Origin of the sequence: Shewanella sp. P1-14-1, assembly GCF_001401775.1 — a bacterium.
Classification (GTDB): domain Bacteria; phylum Pseudomonadota; class Gammaproteobacteria; order Enterobacterales; family Shewanellaceae; genus Shewanella; species Shewanella japonica.
In genome coordinates, this window is sequence record NZ_LKTL01000007.1 from 124,647 (window position 1) to 143,440 (window position 18,794).

The 18,794-nt window shown below is 39.6% G+C and carries 17 protein-coding genes and 3 tRNA genes; 5 read left to right on the top strand and 15 right to left on the bottom strand.

Annotated features, from left to right (window positions below):
- Positions 1-4: 4 nt before the first annotated feature.
- The 4 genes from tig to AN944_RS06980 form a co-directional block, all read right to left on the bottom strand.
- Positions 5-1,309 (bottom strand): trigger factor, encoded by a 1,305-nt coding sequence (tig, locus tag AN944_RS06965; RefSeq protein ID WP_055023881.1) that lies wholly within the window; start codon positions 1,307-1,309, stop codon positions 5-7.
- Positions 1,310-1,593: 284 nt separating this feature from the next.
- A tRNA-His gene (locus AN944_RS06970) sits at positions 1,594-1,669 on the bottom strand.
- A 7-nt stretch (positions 1,670-1,676) separates the two neighbouring features.
- Positions 1,677-1,753 (bottom strand) — tRNA-Arg (locus AN944_RS06975).
- A gap of 111 nt (positions 1,754-1,864) precedes the next feature.
- A tRNA-Pro gene (locus AN944_RS06980) sits at positions 1,865-1,941 on the bottom strand.
- Positions 1,942-2,195: 254 nt separating this feature from the next.
- On the opposite strand from AN944_RS06980, the gene folD reads away from it, so the two are divergent.
- Positions 2,196-3,050: a bifunctional methylenetetrahydrofolate dehydrogenase/methenyltetrahydrofolate cyclohydrolase FolD gene (gene folD / locus AN944_RS06985; protein WP_055023882.1), complete on the top strand. Its 855-nt coding sequence runs from the start codon at positions 2,196-2,198 to the stop codon at positions 3,048-3,050.
- A 115-nt stretch (positions 3,051-3,165) separates the two neighbouring features.
- Here folD and cysS read toward each other — a convergent pair whose 3' ends face one another.
- Entirely contained in the window at positions 3,166-4,548 is a 1,383-nt protein-coding gene (gene cysS / locus AN944_RS06990) for a cysteine--tRNA ligase (RefSeq protein WP_055023883.1), read from the bottom strand.
- A 142-nt stretch (positions 4,549-4,690) separates the two neighbouring features.
- Between cysS and AN944_RS06995 the strand changes: the two genes are divergently transcribed.
- Both AN944_RS06995 and AN944_RS07000 read left to right on the top strand, forming a co-directional pair.
- Positions 4,691-5,185 carry a peptidylprolyl isomerase gene (locus tag AN944_RS06995; RefSeq protein ID WP_055023884.1) on the top strand — a complete coding sequence of 165 codons (495 nt, stop codon included), beginning with the start codon at positions 4,691-4,693 and terminating at the stop codon, positions 5,183-5,185.
- Positions 5,186-5,191: 6 nt separating this feature from the next.
- A complete protein-coding gene (locus tag AN944_RS07000; protein WP_055023885.1) occupies positions 5,192-5,914 on the top strand; it encodes a UDP-2,3-diacylglucosamine diphosphatase in 723 nt (240 codons plus the stop codon).
- A 50-nt stretch (positions 5,915-5,964) separates the two neighbouring features.
- Here AN944_RS07000 and miaE read toward each other — a convergent pair whose 3' ends face one another.
- Entirely contained in the window at positions 5,965-6,732 is a 768-nt protein-coding gene (gene miaE, locus AN944_RS07005; protein WP_055023886.1) for a tRNA isopentenyl-2-thiomethyl-A-37 hydroxylase MiaE, read from the bottom strand.
- A gap of 336 nt (positions 6,733-7,068) precedes the next feature.
- Here miaE and AN944_RS07010 point away from each other — a divergent pair, with 336 nt between their 5' ends.
- The gene (locus tag AN944_RS07010) at positions 7,069-7,665 is read left to right on the top strand and encodes a Yip1 family protein (RefSeq protein ID WP_055023887.1); all 597 of its coding nucleotides are present in this window, start codon (positions 7,069-7,071) and stop codon (positions 7,663-7,665) included.
- A gap of 323 nt (positions 7,666-7,988) precedes the next feature.
- Positions 7,989-8,825, top strand: coding sequence for a glucosaminidase domain-containing protein (locus tag AN944_RS07015; RefSeq protein WP_408005077.1), 837 nt, complete (start codon positions 7,989-7,991; stop codon positions 8,823-8,825).
- 88 nt (positions 8,826-8,913) lie between these two features.
- Here the strand turns inward: AN944_RS07015 and glnS are convergent, their stop codons facing one another.
- The 9 genes from glnS to AN944_RS07060 form a co-directional block, all read right to left on the bottom strand.
- Positions 8,914-10,584 (bottom strand): glutamine--tRNA ligase, encoded by a 1,671-nt coding sequence (gene glnS / locus AN944_RS07020; protein WP_055023889.1) that lies wholly within the window; start codon positions 10,582-10,584, stop codon positions 8,914-8,916.
- 156 nt (positions 10,585-10,740) lie between these two features.
- Positions 10,741-13,035, bottom strand: a complete 2,295-nt coding sequence (gene feoB, locus AN944_RS07025; RefSeq protein WP_055023890.1) for a Fe(2+) transporter permease subunit FeoB — start codon at positions 13,033-13,035, stop codon at positions 10,741-10,743.
- Entirely contained in the window at positions 13,028-13,267 is a 240-nt protein-coding gene (locus AN944_RS07030; protein WP_055023891.1) for a FeoA family protein, read from the bottom strand. The genes feoB and AN944_RS07030 overlap by 8 nt, the downstream gene beginning before the upstream one ends.
- 218 nt (positions 13,268-13,485) lie before the next feature.
- Positions 13,486-14,022: a GNAT family N-acetyltransferase gene (locus AN944_RS07035; protein ID WP_055023892.1), complete on the bottom strand. Its 537-nt coding sequence runs from the start codon at positions 14,020-14,022 to the stop codon at positions 13,486-13,488.
- A gap of 83 nt (positions 14,023-14,105) precedes the next feature.
- Positions 14,106-14,384 carry a peptidylprolyl isomerase gene (locus tag AN944_RS07040; protein WP_055023893.1) on the bottom strand — a complete coding sequence of 93 codons (279 nt, stop codon included), beginning with the start codon at positions 14,382-14,384 and terminating at the stop codon, positions 14,106-14,108.
- Positions 14,385-14,477: 93 nt separating this feature from the next.
- A complete protein-coding gene (locus AN944_RS07045; protein ID WP_055023894.1) occupies positions 14,478-16,313 on the bottom strand; it encodes a DUF885 family protein in 1,836 nt (611 codons plus the stop codon).
- Positions 16,314-16,513: 200 nt separating this feature from the next.
- Complete coding sequence (locus AN944_RS07050; RefSeq protein WP_055023895.1) at positions 16,514-17,764, bottom strand: tetratricopeptide repeat protein; 1,251 nt, start codon at positions 17,762-17,764, stop codon at positions 16,514-16,516.
- Positions 17,764-18,384: an energy transducer TonB gene (locus AN944_RS07055; RefSeq protein ID WP_055023896.1), complete on the bottom strand. Its 621-nt coding sequence runs from the start codon at positions 18,382-18,384 to the stop codon at positions 17,764-17,766. Before AN944_RS07055 ends, AN944_RS07050 begins: the two co-directional genes overlap by 1 nt.
- Position 18,385: 1 nt before the next feature.
- Positions 18,386-18,790 carry a biopolymer transporter ExbD gene (locus AN944_RS07060; protein WP_055023897.1) on the bottom strand — a complete coding sequence of 135 codons (405 nt, stop codon included), beginning with the start codon at positions 18,788-18,790 and terminating at the stop codon, positions 18,386-18,388.
- Positions 18,791-18,794: the final 4 nt, after the last annotated feature.

Here is an 18,794-nt window from a genome sequence, read left to right on the forward strand (position 1 = left end):
ATGGTTACGCTTTACCTGTTGCCTTGTTCATAAATTCTTCAAATTCGACGTCTTTAGTCGTCACTTTTGCAGATTTTAGTAAAACTTCAACAGCTTGCTCTTCAAGCGCTACGTTGCGCATGTTTTGCATAAGCTCTTTGTTGCCATTGTAGTATTCAACCACTTCACTTGGATCTTCATAAGCTGAAGCCATTGAAGCAATAAGACCTTGAACACGTTCGTCTTCAGCTTGAAGCTCGTTAGTTTTGATAACTTCGCCAAGAAGTAAACCAATTTTAACGCGACGCTCAGCTTGCTCTGTGAATAAATCAGCAGGAAGCTCAGGCATGTTCTCAGTTTGGCCACCAAAGCGTTGCATGGCTTGTTGACGAAGAACGTTAACTTCACCGTCTACTAGTGCTTTAGGGATAGTGATTTCGTTAGCTGATAATAAGCCTTCGATAACTTGCTCTTTCACATTTGCTTTTAGCGCTTGCTCAAGCTCACGAGTCATGTTTTTACGGATTTCAGCTTTAAGTGCGTCTAAACCACCTTCAGCGATACCGAATAAAGAAGCGAATTCATCGTTAACTTCTGGTAATTCTGCAGACTGAACTTCAGTAAGTGTAATTACGAACTTAGCCGCTTTACCTTTTAAGTTTTCAGCATGGTAGTCTTCAGGGAAAGTCACTTCGATTTCGAATTCATCACCTGCTTTATGACCGATAACACCAGTTTCGAAACCAGGGATCATACGGTTGCTACCAAGTTCTAATTCGAAGTCGTCAGCTTTTCCGCCTTCAAACTCTTCACCATCAACAGAACCAACAAAGTTCATTTTAACTTTATTGCCTTCTTCTGCAGCAGTTTCAACTACAGCAAATGTAGCGTGTTGCTTGCGAAGTGTTTCAATCATAGTGTCAACGTCAGCGTCATTAACTTCAGCTTGTGGTTGTTCAACTTCAATTGCGTCTAGACCCGTTAATGCTACTTCTGGGTAGATTTCAAACGTTGCAACGAACTCAAAGTTTTCGCCTTCAGTTTTACCTGGAGCAAAAACTGGCGCGCCTGCTGGGTTTAACTTTTCAGCCATGATAGCTTCGATAAAGTTGCGTTGCATAACTTCACCAGTGACATCTTGACGAATAGCAGCGCCGTAGCGTTGCTTGATGACAGAAACTGGTACTTTACCTGGACGGAAACCAGAAATCTTTGCACGCTTCGCTTCACGTATTAAATTGTCTTTAACTAATTTCTCAATTTGTTCAGCAGGAACAGAAATTGTTAGGCGACGTTCTAGGCCTTGAGTTGTTTCAACAGAAACTTGCATTGTTTTACCTCGAAATATGTCTGACGTCCTTTGTAATAGTCGAAAGCTCAACTATTAAATATTCGTTTCTTGATTATTAATGTTTACTAATAAAAGCATGATACAGCAGCTTTTCAGCGCTATTACCTGTAGTAATTCGTATTAGATATTTATCAAGACGCGACATTATAGCGACCGATTACAATAGAGTCGAGCCTGAAAATGCGGTTATATGGGGATTTTAGACATAAAAAAAGCGACCTAAGGTCGCTTTCTCTACAATCGTGCATTTTTAATGCAGAATTTGGGGTGACTGATGGGGCTCGAACCCACGACAACCGGAATCACAATCCGGGGCTCTACCAACTGAGCTACAATCACCATAATTTGGTACGCCACTCAGGATTCGAACCTGAGACCCACGCCTTAGAAGGGCGTTGCTCTATCCAGCTGAGCTAGTGGCGCTTGGCTTACATACTTATTCTGTATACCTGCTAGATAATTAGTAAACTGATTTGGTTTTCAGTTTAACTTTCCCAGCTTATTCATAAAGCGTTAACTTTACAAATAGAAATTTGGTCGGTGATAGAGGATTCGAACCTCTGACCCTCTGCTCCCAAAGCAGATGCGCTACCGGGCTGCGCTAATCACCGAGAAGTCTTGCTAATCAAGGTTTATGCATTAACTTAAGCCTTAACTGCGAGAACGGAGCGCATATTAACGAGTCACTTTACTATCGTCAACGATTTTTTTTACAAACTTGTTCAGCTGCTGTTTTTACACACAAAAAATTCTGTTTTCAATAAATCACTAAGTCAATAATCATGACAGAACTATGGCTGACTGATAGAATACGCCTCGTTAAAATTCATATATCATCGCGCCATATAAAGGAAACTATACCCCCATGACTGCCCAAAATATTGATGGCAAAGCGATCGCACAATCTATTCGTAGCACGTTAAAAGAAAAAGTGCTGGAACGCAAAACTGCTGGCAAGCGTATTCCGGGCCTCGCGGTTATCCTAGTCGGCGCTGATGCAGCGTCTCAAGTTTATGTAGGTAGTAAACGCCGCGCTTGTGAAGAAGTTGGCTTCGAATCTTACTCATATGACCTTGAAACCAGTACAACTGAAGCTGAGCTATTAGCCTTAATCGATCAATGTAATGAAGATCCTAAGATTGATGGAATTTTGGTACAACTTCCCTTACCCGCTCATATTGAAGATTCAAAAGTGATTGAGCGTATCAGACCTGATAAAGATGTTGATGGATTTCACCCTTATAATGTTGGCCGCTTAGCACAACGTATTCCTGTATTACGTTCATGTACGCCAAAAGGCATCATTACCTTAATAAAATCTACGGGCGTAGATACCTATGGCTTGGATGCAACCATTGTTGGCGCTTCAAACATTGTTGGCCGTCCTATGACACTTGAATTACTCCTAGCGGGTTGCACTACAACAACTTGTCATCGTTTTACAAAAAATCTAGAACAAAAAGTACGTCAAGCTGATTTACTGGTTGTCGCAGTAGGAAAGCCTGGCTTTATTCCAGGAGAGTGGATTAAGCCTGGTGCCATAGTTATTGATGTAGGGATTAACCGACTTGAAGATGGTCGTTTAGTCGGTGACGTTGAGTTTGATGTTGCAGCAGAAAAAGCCGCATTCATTACACCGGTACCTGGCGGTGTTGGCCCAATGACAATCGCAAGTCTACTTGAAAATACGCTTTATGCTGCCGAGCAGTATCACGATTAACTGTAAATGCTTAATAATTAAGCTTGCTTTGTTTTGACTCAAAGCCTACTGATAATAAGCCTATAAACAAAAAAGCCTGCTAAAAATAGCAGGCTTTTTTATCACAAGGACTTAACTACGACTTCTTTCGCCAAGTTGTGCCTTCTTCACCGTCTTCAAGTACGACGTTTAATGCATTTAGTCTATCGCGAGCTGCGTCAGCAGCTGGCCAGTCTTTCTCTGCACGGGCACGATTACGCTCAACTATCAGCGCTTCTATCTCTGCCACTTCATCATCGCTACCGTCACCTTGGAAGAATGCATCAACATCACGGTTGATAATACCCAACACATCTGTCAGTGACTTAAGGCTCATACCCAATGCACTTGCCTGAGCCATATCCACCAATTTCAAGCGGTTAATTTCACGCACCATATCAAAAATTACAGAGTAAGCTTCTGGTGTATTAAAGTCATCGTCCATTGCGACTATAAATTTATTAATAAATTCTGTAGCTGGTGCAGCCTCAACCGTAAGGTCAAGCCCTTTAAGTGAAGTATAAATACGTTCAAGAGCCGATTTAGCTTGTTTTAAATTGTCTTCTGAATAGTTCAATTGACTGCGGTAATGACCTGACAATAAGAAATAACGTACTGTTTCAGGATCATAATGGGCTAATACATCACGAATAGTGAAAAAATTACCTAATGACTTGGACATTTTTTCTTTATCAACCATGACCATGCCAGTATGCATCCAGTAATTCACGTATTGTGAACCGTGGGCACAGCAAGACTGAGCAATCTCATTTTCATGGTGTGGGAACTGCAAGTCACTGCCACCGCCATGGATGTCAAAATGCTCGCCTAAATGCTTACTGTTCATCGCAGAACATTCGATATGCCATCCAGGACGACCTGGTCCCCATGGCGACTCCCAAGTAGGTTCTCCTGGCTTTGACATTTTCCACAATACGAAATCCATAGGATCACGCTTTGTATCTTCAACTTCTACTCGTGCGCCAGCTTGTAATTGCTCAAGATTTTGACCAGATAAACGTCCATACTCAGGAAATGAAGAAACGCTAAATAGCACATCGCCACTTTCAGATACGTAAGCATGATCTTTAGCAATCAGCTTTTGAACCATCTCGATGATTTCTTCGATATGTAACGTTGCTCTTGGCTCAAAATCAGGTCGCATCATGTTCAATGCATCAAAATCATTATGCATTTCACCAATTAATCGCTCAGTTAACGAATCACAACTTTCATTGTTTTCAGCGGCACGCTTAATAATCTTGTCATCAACATCAGTGATATTACGCAGGTAATTCACTTCGTAGCCGCGGTAACGTAAATAACGAACGATCATATCGAAAGAAACAAAAGTACGACCATGGCCAATATGACATAAATCGTAGATGGTGATACCACATACATACATGTCAATTTTTCCAGGGTTAATCGGCTTAAATTCTTGCTTATCACGACTCATACTATTGTAAATTTTCAACATCGATGGTTCTCTTTTACTCGTTTTGATACCAATATAATTGGGATAAAGTCTATCATGAGCAATACTGTTTTGAATACTGCACTTTAAGCCTCACGTTAGATAAGTTAGAATCCCGCAACAATTTTTATCAAGGTATTTTAATATGATCACTTTACACACCAATATGGGCGACATTAAAGTTGCACTAAATACAGAAAAAGCGCCTTTAACTTCTGAAAACTTCATGCAGTACGTTAAAGATGGTTTTTATGATGGGACGATTTTTCACCGTGTAATTGATGGTTTCATGGTTCAAGGTGGTGGATTTACCGAAGACATGGTTCAGAAAACTCCTAAAGCAGCGATTAAGAACGAAGCGAATAACGGTTTATCAAACAAGATTGGTACTCTTGCTATGGCTCGTACTTCAGATCCTCATTCTGCTACAGCGCAATTCTTTATCAACGTCAGTGACAACACTTTCTTAGATTTCAAAGCAGAAACAGGCCAAGGCTGGGGTTACTGTGTGTTTGCTGAAGTTGTTGAAGGTTTAGACATCGTTGAAAAAATTAAAGGTGTCAGCACTGGCAACCGTGGCATGCATCAAGACGTGCCATTAGAAGCTGTGGTAATCAACAGTGTAAGCGTGGCTGAATAAACGCTAGTGCATACTGTATTTATGGGCGATTTGCATTTAAGTGCAGATCGTCCTGATATTTCCAAAGCCTTCATTGAATATCTCAACTCAGACCTTTCTGAGGTTGAAGCTTTATATATTATCGGTGATTTATTTGAGGTATGGACCAGTGATGATATTGCTGAGCCGTATACCGATGAAATAGCAACACATATTAAATCAGTCTCAACCAAACTGCCTGTTTACTTCATCCATGGCAACCGTGACTTTATGATAGGTAATGAATTTGCCAGTCGTTCTGGGATGATTTTATTACCAGAAATTAACATACTTAATTTATATGGTATTCAAACCGTGGTTCTTCACGGCGATAGTCTATGTACATTAGATAAAGCCTATCAACGTTTTCGACGCTTTCGTAATTCTACTATTGTAAAGTGGATTTATCGTCACCTTCCTAGATCGACTAGACAAAAAATTGCTGCAAACATAAGACAAAAAAGTCAAAACAGTAACCAACAAAAAACCTACGTGATTATGGATGTTGAACCATCAGCTGTTAGTGAATTATTGACTAAAACCAATACAACTCGCATGATCCACGGCCATACTCACAGACCTGCAATTCATGAACTCGACAATCATAAACAGCGTATCGTCGTCGGTGACTGGTACGAACAAGGCAGTATTCTTATCATAAAAAAAGACAGTGCGATGTTACAACAACTGCCTTTTACTACTCAGCGATAGTCAATACAGACCTAAATTCAGTTCAATTCAAGATATTTAAAATTAATGCGTTAATTCGAGACTAGATTATGTGGTACACCACTATGAAACTTGAAGTCTTCATCATTCGATTGAATAAGCTCTGCTTCAACATTTGCAAAATATGCAACTCGTTCATTGATATCAATTTTACTTATAGTTTGCGCTAAAGATAAATAGTCCTGATAATGACGGGCTTCTGAACGTAACAAAGAAATATAAAACCTTTCCAAATCTGCATCTAAATAGGGTGCGATTTTAGCGAAACGTTCGCAAGAACGCGCTTCAATAAATGCCCCTATGATTAATTTATCAACGAGCGCGTCAGGTTCAAAAGTTTTCACATGCTTCATCATTCCTTTCGCATATCGCCCAGCTTCTAATAATTCATAAGGAATGTTTTTCGCATCCATGAGTTCTAACACTTGATAGAAGTGATGTAATTCCTCCTTAATCAGCAGCACCATTTTATCCACTAAATCTTGGCCATAATCACAATCAGATCTGACCGTAACTTGCTTTGAAATATTACTTTTACCTTTAAGTGTCTCTAAGGACCCTTGCTTTTTATAAGCAAATTCTTCATAAGGCTTGACCCACGCACTAAGCTGGGTTGCGCTGTCTTTATCTACGGCGTATTTGCGAATTAAAAACATAGCACTTTGAGCGGCTTTTAATTCACATAGTAAGTGGTCTCTTAAAAGCAAAGACAAGTTTTCAGGCTTTTTGGCTTCATCTACCCATGACTGTGGTGTCTCACATTTTAAAAACGCCTTAATTGGCTCAAGTAATTGCTGCATGAATGATTTAAGTAGTCGACTGGATTTGCAGCTATTTTACCTCTAATAACAAGATTTCTACAGATAAAAGCGTATTAGAGCTTGACGAATGGATGCTTATGTTCAATAAATAGTCTATACATCTTCGTAACAATAGTTGCTAAAGTTGTATTTCGATTGCCTTTAATGGATAAACTTCTATAGGGATGAAGTTATTATTGGCTTAAATCACTCAAAAAGCAGAGTCATTTAAGCTGGTATGTGTGGGACTGATTAAGGCGATTGATATATGGGGCTATGATCAGTTCGTCTGAAGTTTGGCGAGCTATGTATGAATGCTAAACAAGGATAATAACAATGATATTAAATCACTTAATGGGGCTATACACTCATCCAAAGGAAGAGTGGAAGACAATTGAACGCAATCACGAAGCTGTAAAAAGCAGTCTAAGTCATATTTTACTTATCGCTTTAATTCCTTCTGTATGTAGCTATATTGCTACTGCCTACATTGGCTGGCATCCAGCTAATGGTGAACCTTTATTTTTAACACCGCAAAGCGCAATGTTCATGTCTGTCGGTATGTATTTTGGCTTAATCGGAGGCGTACTTGCACTTGCCTACCTATCTTATTGGATGGCAAAAACATTCGATGCCACGCCAACCTTTACTCAAGCGTTAGAGCTGGCCGCCTACACTGCAACACCTTTATTTATGGTGGGCATTTCAGTACTTTATCCAGTGCTATGGTTTATTATGCTCGTTGGCCTAGCAGGCTTAGCTTACTCTGTTTATCTGCTATATGCCGGAGTCCCGATCATAATGAATATCCCGGAAGAAAAAGGCTTTATTTACGCAAGCTCAGTAGTGACTGCGGGCTTGGTATTATTAGTTGGTCTAATGGGTAGTAGTGTTATTCTTTGGAGCATGGGTTTCGGCCCAATGATGCAATAGTCACAAATCGACTATAATTAAAGGCGCATTGGCGCCTTTTTTTATTGTGTGGATATAACATTAGTTTATTCGCTTGAGAATGCGTCGCTCTTTATTGCCATGTAATAGACGATCAATTTGTATCTATAGCGGCACAATAAGCCGTATCGTTAAGGGAACACATGACTAAAAATACTTACCAAAAAATCCTGTTTGTCGCACTGTTGTTGTTTGGACTTTTCGCCATTAATTATTGGGTAAAATCCTCTACCGATGAAGGAAAGATTCAGTCTGAAATCAAGCCAACGGCTTCAAATTCTAAACCTGTTGCTAAAACGACATCGATGCAATCAAAATCGCATCAATCAGCCAAAGACATTAGCTTAAATTCATTAGATGAACTGATTAGCCTCTTTGACTCACTTAATTACAATACCGAAAGCTGGAAAGCGGGTGTACGAGAAGTCCCTCGCCTAACCTTTGAGCGAGTCAGTGAGAAGTGGCAGCAAACGTCCAATGAAATACCAGTGCAGATGAAAAAGATGGTATTTTTCAGATTAATGGCGCCACTGATTTTAATCAGTAATGAGAACATTCTTAACGAACGACAAACTGTCGAACAAGCTTCACTTGATGATAAATCACTCATCGATATCGCAGTTAAATATAAGGTAATCAGTGACAAAGACAGTGCACTAACCGAAGAACAAAGACAGCAACTATTAAAACGCGTCGATATCATGCCGCCATCGCTTGTATTAGCTCAAGCTGCAGAAGAAAGCGGTTGGGCAACTTCCCGGTTTACCGTTGAAGGTAATGCCTTTTTCGGACAGTGGGACTTTAGTGGTAACGGAATGATCCCTAAACAGCAACGAAAAGAGTTAGGAAACTATGGTCTAGCAAGGTTTGATACACCGCAAGCTTCTGTAGAAGGATATATGCTAAATATTAACACTAACGCAGCCTATATTAAGCTTAGAGAGCTTAGACGAGATTTAAGAGCCAATGACCAACCTATTACTGGAATACAATTGGCTTCTGCGCTAGATAAATATTCAGAACGCGGGCAAGCTTACATCGACGGCATACAGCAGATGATTCGTTATAATAAATTAGATCAAGTTGATGAAGCCTACTTGAGCAATGACAGACCATTACACTTGATTTCATCCAATCAATAATACCCTTTGGATTTAATTAACGAGTAAAAACAAAAAAGCCAAGGTCAACACCTTGGCTTTTAAATATGACAACATGTCATTTTATAATTTATGCAAAAGAGTCACGTAAAGGCACTGTTAAATTGAAAACTAAATGCTCAGCTGTTGAATCTTTGTTATCTGCACAGAAGTAACCTTCTCGCTCAAATTGATAAGCCTTCTCAACTTCAGCATTTACAAGACCTGCTTCAACAACACCATTTACGACAACTAAAGATTCAGGGTTAATCACCTCATCTACAGTATCAAATGCTGCAGGCGTTGCTTCAGTAAATAATCTATTGTAAAGACGGAACTCTGCTTGCTTAGCCGTTGAAGCTTCAACCCAATGAATCACGCCTTTTACTTTACGACCATCGCTAGGATTTTTACCTAATGTCTCATTGTCGTAAGTACAGTAAACAGTAGTCACATTACCGTCTTCATCTTGATCAAAACGTTCAGCTTTAATCACATAAGCGTTACGTAAACGAACTTCCTTACCTAACACTAAACGTTTGAAATGCTTATTTGCAGACTCACGGAAATCTTCAGTATCAATAAACAACTCTTTACCAAATGCCAATTCACGAGTGCCCATCTCAGGCTTATTCGGGTGCATAGGGGCATTGATTGTTTCTGGTGAATCCGAAGGATAATTTTCAATTACCACTTTAATTGGCTTTAATACAGCCATTGCTCGTGGTGCATGCTCATTTAACTCTTCACGAATACAGGCATCAAGCACCCCGCCTTCAATCAAGTTCTCTTGTTTTGTTACGCCAATACGCTGACAAAACTCACGAATAGATGCAGGAGTATAGCCACGACGACGAAGTCCAGCAATCGTTGGCATTCTAGGGTCATCCCAACCATTCACTAAGTTTCTTTCAACCAAGTCATTTAATTTACGCTTCGACATTAAGGTATATTCAAGGTTTAGTCTTGAAAATTCATATTGACGCGTGCGGTTTGGTTGATTGAAATCATCTAAATGATCTAATACCCAATCATATAGACGTCGGTTATCTTGAAACTCTAATGTACATAAAGAGTGAGTGATATTTTCGATAGCATCTGAGATACAATGCGTAAAATCGTACATTGGATAAATGCACCATTTGTCAGCAGTTTGATGATGATGTGCAAAACGGATCCGATAGATAACGGGATCACGCATACACATAAATGGTGAAGCCATATCGATTTTAGCACGTAAAGCGCATTTACCTTCTTTGAATTCACCTAAGCGCATTTTTTCAAACAGCGCTAAGTTTTCTTCAACACTGGTATCACGGTAAGGACTATTTTTACCTGGCTCTTTTAACGTACCACGGTACTCACGTGTTTCTTCTGCATTCAAAAAACACACATAGGCAAGCCCTTTATTAATTAACTCCAACGCATATTGATGAAGTTGATCAAAATAGTTAGATGAATAACGAATTTCACCCGCCCAATCGAACCCTAACCAGCGTACGTCATCCTGAATTGAGTGAACGTAGTCGATATCTTCTTTTTCTGGGTTCGTATCATCAAAGCGCAAATTACATTGACCCTGATAATCTTTTGCAATACCAAAATTTAAACAAATAGACTTTGCGTGACCAATATGTAAAAAACCATTTGGCTCCGGCGGGAAACGTGTATGCACGCTATTGTGCTTTCCGCTTTTTAAGTCTTCATCAATGATATTACGAATGAAGTTACTTGGACGTACTTCGTTGTCCACTTGACTCATAGAGTTCCTCTTAGTGCACGGTGGTTAAATTTTCAGACCTTCGATGATCCTACAGTTTTACGTGAGTTACAATGCCTGTTTGATAAAAATAATCATCAGAAAACAAAAAACCAGCATTTACTAAAATGCTGGTTTTGATTTGAACATTATTTATGCTTATTCGGTAATGACTCGCACACCAGGAATAATCTGTTGATTTTTCTTACCCTGCTTTTTAAGCCAGAAATAAAACCCAACCAATGCAATACTGAAGAATGAAATCCAGCCAATTGATTGAACAGGGTGCTTGGCTATATTTGCACCTTGATATACAACAGTGGCACTGCCATATGCTAAACCAAAGGTCCATAGCGCTGCAAAACGCGCCCATTTCGAACCGAACTCATTGACTAATGCTCCCATTGCTGCAACACATGGTGTGTAAAGCAAAACAAATAACAAGTAAGCAAAAGCAGCTACCTTAGTGCTAAAACCAGCCTGTAGTGCACTGAAGGTTGAACGTTCAACCCCCTGCTCTTCTGCAGCTTCATCGATATTTTCTACATTACCTACATCAATCGACAATGGATCTTCTGGTGCAATGCCGAATAAGTTTTCAGGAATGGTATCCCATGCTTCTGAGAAGCTTTCAGATAGACTTGCAAGCTCTTCATCACCTTCTGTTGAATCTGAATATAAACTATTAAGCGTTCCAACAACGGCTTCTTTAGCAAAGATACCTGTAATAATACCTACTGTTGCCGGCCAGTTATCTTGCTCTACTCCCATAGGAGAGAAAAACGGCGTGACTTTTTGGCTCAGAACACTCAATACCGATTCTTTACTGTCTTCATGACCGAAACTACCATCGGTACCAATGGCATTCACAAAGTTCAGTAGTGTTACAACAATAACAATCGTCTTACCTGCGCCTAGAATAAAGCTTTTTGTACGTTTGGTCGTACGTGAAAAAACCGCTTTCGCCTTTGGCATTTCATAACTTGGTAATTCCATCACCACAGCACTACTGGTACCAGGCAACACTGTACTACGCAGTAATAAACCGGTACCAACTGCGGCTAAAATACCAATGATGTAAAGTAAAAATACAAGATTTTGACCCGACTCTGGGAAAAATGCAGCAGCAAATAAGGCGTATACAGGCAAACGAGCACCACAAGACATAAATGGTGCCATCATGCCTGTGACAATTCTTTCTCGCTCACTGCCTAGTGTACGTGTCGCCATAATGGCGGGAACGGAGCAACCAAACCCTACAATCATTGGAACAAACGCTTTTCCAGGCAGTCCAATACGACGCATTAAACCATCAACGACAAAAGCAGCTCTAGACATATAACCAGATGCTTCAAGTACTGACAATGCGAGGAACAATGCGGCAATAACAGGAATAAAGGTGGCCACAGTTTGTATACCTTGACCAATACCGCCAGCCAAGATAGTTACTAACCATAAAGGTGAGCCAATAGATTCTAATAATGCGCCAAATTGGTCGACAAATACTGCACCAGCAGTAATATCAAAGAAATCAATAAAGGCGCTACCCACGTTGATACTAAACATGAACATCAAGTACATCACCAGCAAAAAGACTGGCACACCAAGCACTGGATGAAGAATGATTTTATCTAGTTTGTCGCTTGCACTTTCATGCTCACCGACACTCACTGATGCATCAAATACTTTTTGAACAAAATCAAACCTTGTCGTGGCAACAAGTACCTCAATATCGGTACCTGACTGTTCAGCGATTTGAGTACAGTTGTTTACTACATCTTTAAGGCTGGTACTATCACATTGTCCACAGCCATTGCCATTACCCAGCATGGCTAGTGCACGACCACGGCTCAAGTTTTCAGCATGTTGTTGTAACGTTTTAACACCGGACTCAATGGACTCATCGTAATCTAGTACCAGCGGAGATTCAGTGACCTCACCTTTTAATAAACTCAGCACTTGATCTTGAACTTGCTTTATATCTGATTCGTCTCTAGAGCAAACGGCAACAACAGGGCAACCTAACTCTTGGCTCATTCGTTCGATATCAGCTTCAATACCAAGCTTTTTAGCTGCATCGATTTTGTTTAACACCACAACCATAGGAACACCAAGTTCTCTTAGTTGCACAGTTAAATACAAATGGCGTTCAATGTTAGTTGCATCAACAAGGTTAATAATCCCATCAACTCTTTGATCTGCTAAATATTGTTGAGCAATTTGCTCATCAAGGGAGCAATCACAGCTGTTGCCAGCTGGCAGCAAGTCATAAATACCTGGTAAGTCAGTAAGATGAACATTGGTATTCTCTAACGTGAAATAGCCTGTTTTCTTTTCAACTGTAACACCTGACCAGTTACCAACTTGCTGATTCGCGCCTGTTAATGCATTAAATAAAGTTGATTTACCTGCATTTGGATTACCTACAGTGACGCAATGAAATTCTTTAGTCATGTGCTACTACCACCTCAATGATATCTGCTAAATCGCGACGCATGCATAAACGGCTACCGCGTAACTCTAACTCTACACCACTCCCCATTGGTGCTCGGCGTAACATTGTGAACGCTGTATGAGGTGTAATCCCCATAGATAACAACTTCCGCTTTACTGTTTGAGGTAAAGAAAGTTGACCGATTTCAGCGATCTTAGCCGTATCCCCAGGATTGAGTTCACTGAGCTTCATTAGACATCCACCTTGCGTGCAAAATTTTATAATTGATTAATTTTATATTAGCCATTTACGCAATACCTTTACCTAGATCATGTTTTATAAGTGGAAACGAGAATAGTTTTCAATTGTATTGGTAATTATGTGATAAAAGCCCGAGTTTAAGAAGTGATTTTATGGCTTATTTATGTATGGCTTAAAATTCGCAATTTATTTCATTTAAACTTGATTGTTTAAATCCTAATATCAGATTGAAGCAATCCAAACAGATATTCATCAATTTGCCTGTCACCAATCTGATGATTTTGTCTTAATAACCCTTCTTGGATAAATCCACACTTGCGCATTACCTGAGCCGACCCAATGTTATCGACAGCGCAATAACCGATAAACTTTTGAATATTGAATTCGTGTATTCCCCAATCGATAACCTCTTTTAAACTTTCAGTGCCGTAACCTAAACCTTGTTGGTTTGGACTTATTAAGTAGCCTACTTCAGCACGATTCATCGCCTCGGACTCTTTATAAAAACCGGTTAAGCCTACAAACGTCTTATCTTGTATTGTTTCAATGATTAAGGTTAACCACTCACCAGAATCGTATGACCATGGTTCCAACCGTTGCTTAAAAGTCGACTCAATATCCGCTGTAGAGGTAACAGGCCGAATATGTGTTAACACAGTTTGATCAGAATTAATTGCTAGCACATTTGACCAGTCGTTTTGCTGAATTGTTCTAATGACTAACCTATCTGTATATAATGCAATCATTTATCAATTCCATTGATTAAATTTATTGAGTAACAAATAATAAAAAAGGCAGCCAAAGCTGCCTTCGACGATTAAGAGTTAAATTAACCGCGGCTTGTTACTTCAAGAAGGTGATACCCAAATTGTGTTTTCACTGGTCCTTGAACTTCGTTTAATGGCGCACTAAAAACAACCTCGTCAAATTCACGAACCATCATTCCTGGCCCAAAAGAACCTAACTCTCCACCTTGTGCTCCAGATGGGCATGAAGAATTTGCTTTTGCAATTTCAGCGAAATCGGCACCCGCTAGAATTTCTTGTTTCAATTGCTCACATTGCTCTTCTGAGCTAACTAAAAGGTGTCGTGCAGTTGCCTGTACCATGATGTACTCCTACTAATTTGTAGATAAAATTGCTAAAAATATAGGGAGTAAAACTCCCTATATATATTCAACTTACAAGCTAACAGTTATTCGTTATTTTGCCAATTCAGATTCGACCCAACGTGCAATCTTTTTCTCCATCACAGCCATAGGCAATGAACCAGTGGTTAATATTTGATCATGAAAACCTTTAAGATCAAACTTGTCACCTAATTCTGACTCTGCATCAGCTCGTAATTTTAATATAGTAAGCTGACCAATCTTATACGAAAGTGCTTGTCCGGGAATCGCCATATAGCGCTCAACTTCGGCAACAATATCTGATTCTGCCATTGGAGAGTTATCTTTCATATACTGGATAGCTTGCTCACGACTCCAGCCTTTTGAATGTAAGCCTGTATCAACTACAAGACGCATCGCTCTTAGCATTTCATCAGATAATTTACCAAAATATTGATATGGGTCTTTGAATAACCCCATTTCTATACCCAAGTACTCAGCGTATAACGCCCAACCTTCTTCAAATGCTGTATAGCCCTGAAAGCGTTGAAATTCAGGTACTCCCGTTAATTCTTGCTTAATAGCAATTTGGAAATGATGTCCAGGAGCTGCTTCATGCAGTGATAAAGTCGTCATACCCCATTTAGGTTGAGCCTTCAAATTATAAGTATTGATATAAAACACACCCGGACGAGAACCATCAACCGCAGGCGACTGATATGAAGCACCTGCTGCTGATTTTTCTCTAAAGCTTTCAACAGGTTTAACAATGTAGTCAGCTTTTGGCATGACATTAAAGTACTTAGGCAGCTCTTTATTAATACTGTCTTTTAATGCCATGTACCCATCAATTAAACCTTGTCTATCTTCAAAGAAATATTCAGGTTCGCTTGATAGCGATGCAAAAAATGCTGTTAAATCGCCTTCAAAACCAACTTGTTCTCGCACTTTATCCATTTCAGATAAAATTCGACTTACCTCAGAAAGACCAATCTGATGGATTTCGTCAACAGGCATGGTCGTTGTTGTGTGACGATTAGCTAATGTCTGATACCATTCCTTACCATTCGGTAATCCCCACCAACCGTCAGATGCGCGAGCATGCGGTAAATAGGTGTCTTTAAAATAATCTCTTAATTGGGTCAGTGACGGTAGAAGCTCATCTTGGATAAGAGCAGTATATTCCTTGGTTAACGCAGCTTTATCTTGGTCACTGAAGTTTTCAGGTAAAGACGAAATTGGCGTGTAAAACAAACTATCGCTGGCAGTTTCAACTAATTGAGCATCAAGTTGTGGAATTATTCTTTCAACAAGCACTTTAGGCAATACAACTTTGCTCTTAATACCTTCATCCATTCTTACTTGAGCTAACTTAACCCAATTGATGAAGCCAGATAAGCGACCTAACCAATTTTGATAATCTTCTACCGTTTTAAAAGGTTGCGCACTTTCACCACTACCCAATTGCACCATGCTAATCACAGTACTATAGAACTGATTCATAGGCATGAAATGTTCTGGATAACTTTCAGCAACAAGATCCATATGCCTATCATAAATAAACATATCGAAGCTGAGTTGCAGATTTTTAGGTAACTTATCAGCATCTATTGCTTTGGCTTGTTTTAAATATTTTGAATTCAGCTCATGACGCTGTTTTAAATATACTTCTGTTAACGCGCCACCAAATTGGTCATTGTAATCATTAACACCAACATAGGTTGCGTAGATAGGCTCTAAAGCAAGTACATCATTAAAATAATTGTCAGCCATTGCTTTGTAAATATCTTCAGCTGATTGCTCTGTAACCGCTTTGGCTGCAGTTTCTGTTGTCACAGAATTAGCAGGAGCTGAGGTTGCTTCGGGTTCACTGCAAGCTTGCAACAACATAAGTGATGAAACTGATACGGCGAGTAGCGTTTTTTGCATAATAATTTCCCTATGGATGGTAATAAACGTATTACCAAAAAATGATCCGATACTTTGTAGTTATTATGTGTAATTTATCTAAATTTAGTGAATATCTCTAACGATAAATTGTAACTTAGAATAACAAGTTACCTAAGACATAAACCATAAATGAAAAGTAAAAAAAAAGCCCCATAAGGGGCTTTTCGATATCAACAAACTTACAAAGTAATGTTGTTGATACGTGCTTTTTCTTTGATATAAGAAATATAGCTATTTGCGCTACGTTTTGTCTTACTGTGTTTAGCAGCTCGATTTGCACGTTTATAAGCAGATTTGTATTGCTTTAGGCTTAAGTGAGCTAACGTTAGCTCAAGTTCAGCATCACCTGGCTCATCTAAACCAGCTGCAAGTGCTTTTTCAAACACTGGAATTGCAGCTTTAGGCTGTTCAGCGATAGCTAAGATTTTACCTTGTTTAAGGTACAACTCAGCATCTCCAGTTAACTCAGCAGCTTGACCATATAGTTTAGCTGCTTGCTTGAACTCTTTAGCGTTATGATAGAAACCAGCTAAGATTTTAATAGACTTTTCAGACTCTTTAATCAAACCAGACTTCATATGCTTTTCATAAATTTTAGCAGCATTATAAGGCGCACCATTTTGCGACATAAGTTGAGCTAAACGAGTGATGTTACCATCAGTCTCAAGAAAACCATTTTTATAAGCTAAATCATAAGTTGCTAAAGACTTAGTATAATCTTCAGTCATCAAATAGAACTGAGCAAGCTGAACCCATAGACGTTTATCGTCTTGGAATAAAGGCACCATAATCTCTAGTACTTTTACAGCCTCTTTATACTTCTTTTGGTTGAAGTATGAAGTCAATTTCATTTGATAAAGGCCTTTATCAGGTTTTTCCATCAAGGAAAGACCTTTGTCAGCCACTTCAAGTACTTTATCCCACTGCTTAAGTTCACTGTAAGCAATACCAACACGGCGGTATACTATTGGGTCAACTTTACAAGTGAAATCCATCCACTTGTAGTAGTAAGGAATCGCTTCCTTAAACTGTTTTTCTTGAAGTAATAAATCAGCATACAAACGTAATGTTGCAGCGTGATCTGTACCACCAAGAATATCAGCATCTACAGCAGTCTTTAAGTACTTAATAGCTGTACTCATTTGACCTTTTTCAGCATAGAAAGAGCCAATCATGCGACCAATATAAGCTTTGTCGAAATCATTTTTTGTATTGACTTCGAGTAAGATCTCAATGGCTTCGTCAAGTTGACCTTCTGTATATCTTTCAAATGCTCTTTGAACTTTTTTACCAGCACTTGCACCAACAGCTCTTGATTGACGCTCTTCGATTGGACATTTTTCAGCAGCTTGCGCGGTTGAAACAGCCAATAAAGAAGTACTACATAAAGTCAGCATTAATGCACTAGCTATTGTATTTACTTTACGCATTATCTACCTCCTTTATCTAGAGTGAAGTCAAGTTGAACTGTCATGCCAGGAACCTTCATCGCCTTACCATCAATGATTTTAGGCTTGTATTTCCATTTCTTCAGAGCTCTAACTGCTTCTCTGTCGAAAATACGCTTAGGTTCTGCTTTAATAACTTTAACGTCTTCGATTCCGCCTAGTTCGTTAATAGTAAACGAAAGTTGTACATAACCTTCTTTACCATCACGAGCAGCAGCAATTGGGTACTGAGGATCAATACGTACAATTGGTGTTGCATCGCCGTCACGCGTCATCATATTACCGAGTTTAAAGCCTGTGCTCGCACCACCAGCCACTACACCACTCATGTTAAATGCCATATTCGTATCAATATCTGATGACGTATCTGGCGGAGTAGTTTCCGGCTTAGGCGGTTGCTCAGGTGGCGCTGGCGGCTTAGGTTTGACCCTTGGCTTATCCTGAACTTTCGTATCCTGCTTCTCCATACTGATCTCAATAATAGGAGAATCAGTTTTGGTGTCGGCGCGCTTAGCGCCGCCACCGACCAAGAAGGCCATGAAGATAAACAAGGCGAAAGTAACAGCAGCACCTAAAATGAGTGATACTATTGCTCTCAGCATATTAGTCTTTCCCCGCTGAAATCGAAATTTTATCGATACCCGCTTTCTTAACGTTGTCCATTACTTTAACAACAAGGCCATGTTCGGCTTCTTGGTCTGCTTCGATTAATACCGCCGCTTCAGGTGCTTCAGCTAACATACGCTCAACGTTTGCTGTTACACGCTCAATGTCAACCTGACGGTTTTCCATTTTGATAACGCCAGTCTTACTAACACCAATAAAGATGTTCGCAGATTTTTGTTGTGTCGCCGTAGAAGCTTCAGGTTTCTTGTAATCAAGGCCTGATGGCTTAATGAACGAAGTCGTCACAATAAAGAAGATAAGCATAATGAATACGATGTCGAGCATCGGAGTCATATCTACTTGTGCTTCTTCTTCTACATTTAAATGCTTTTTACGTGCCATTTTA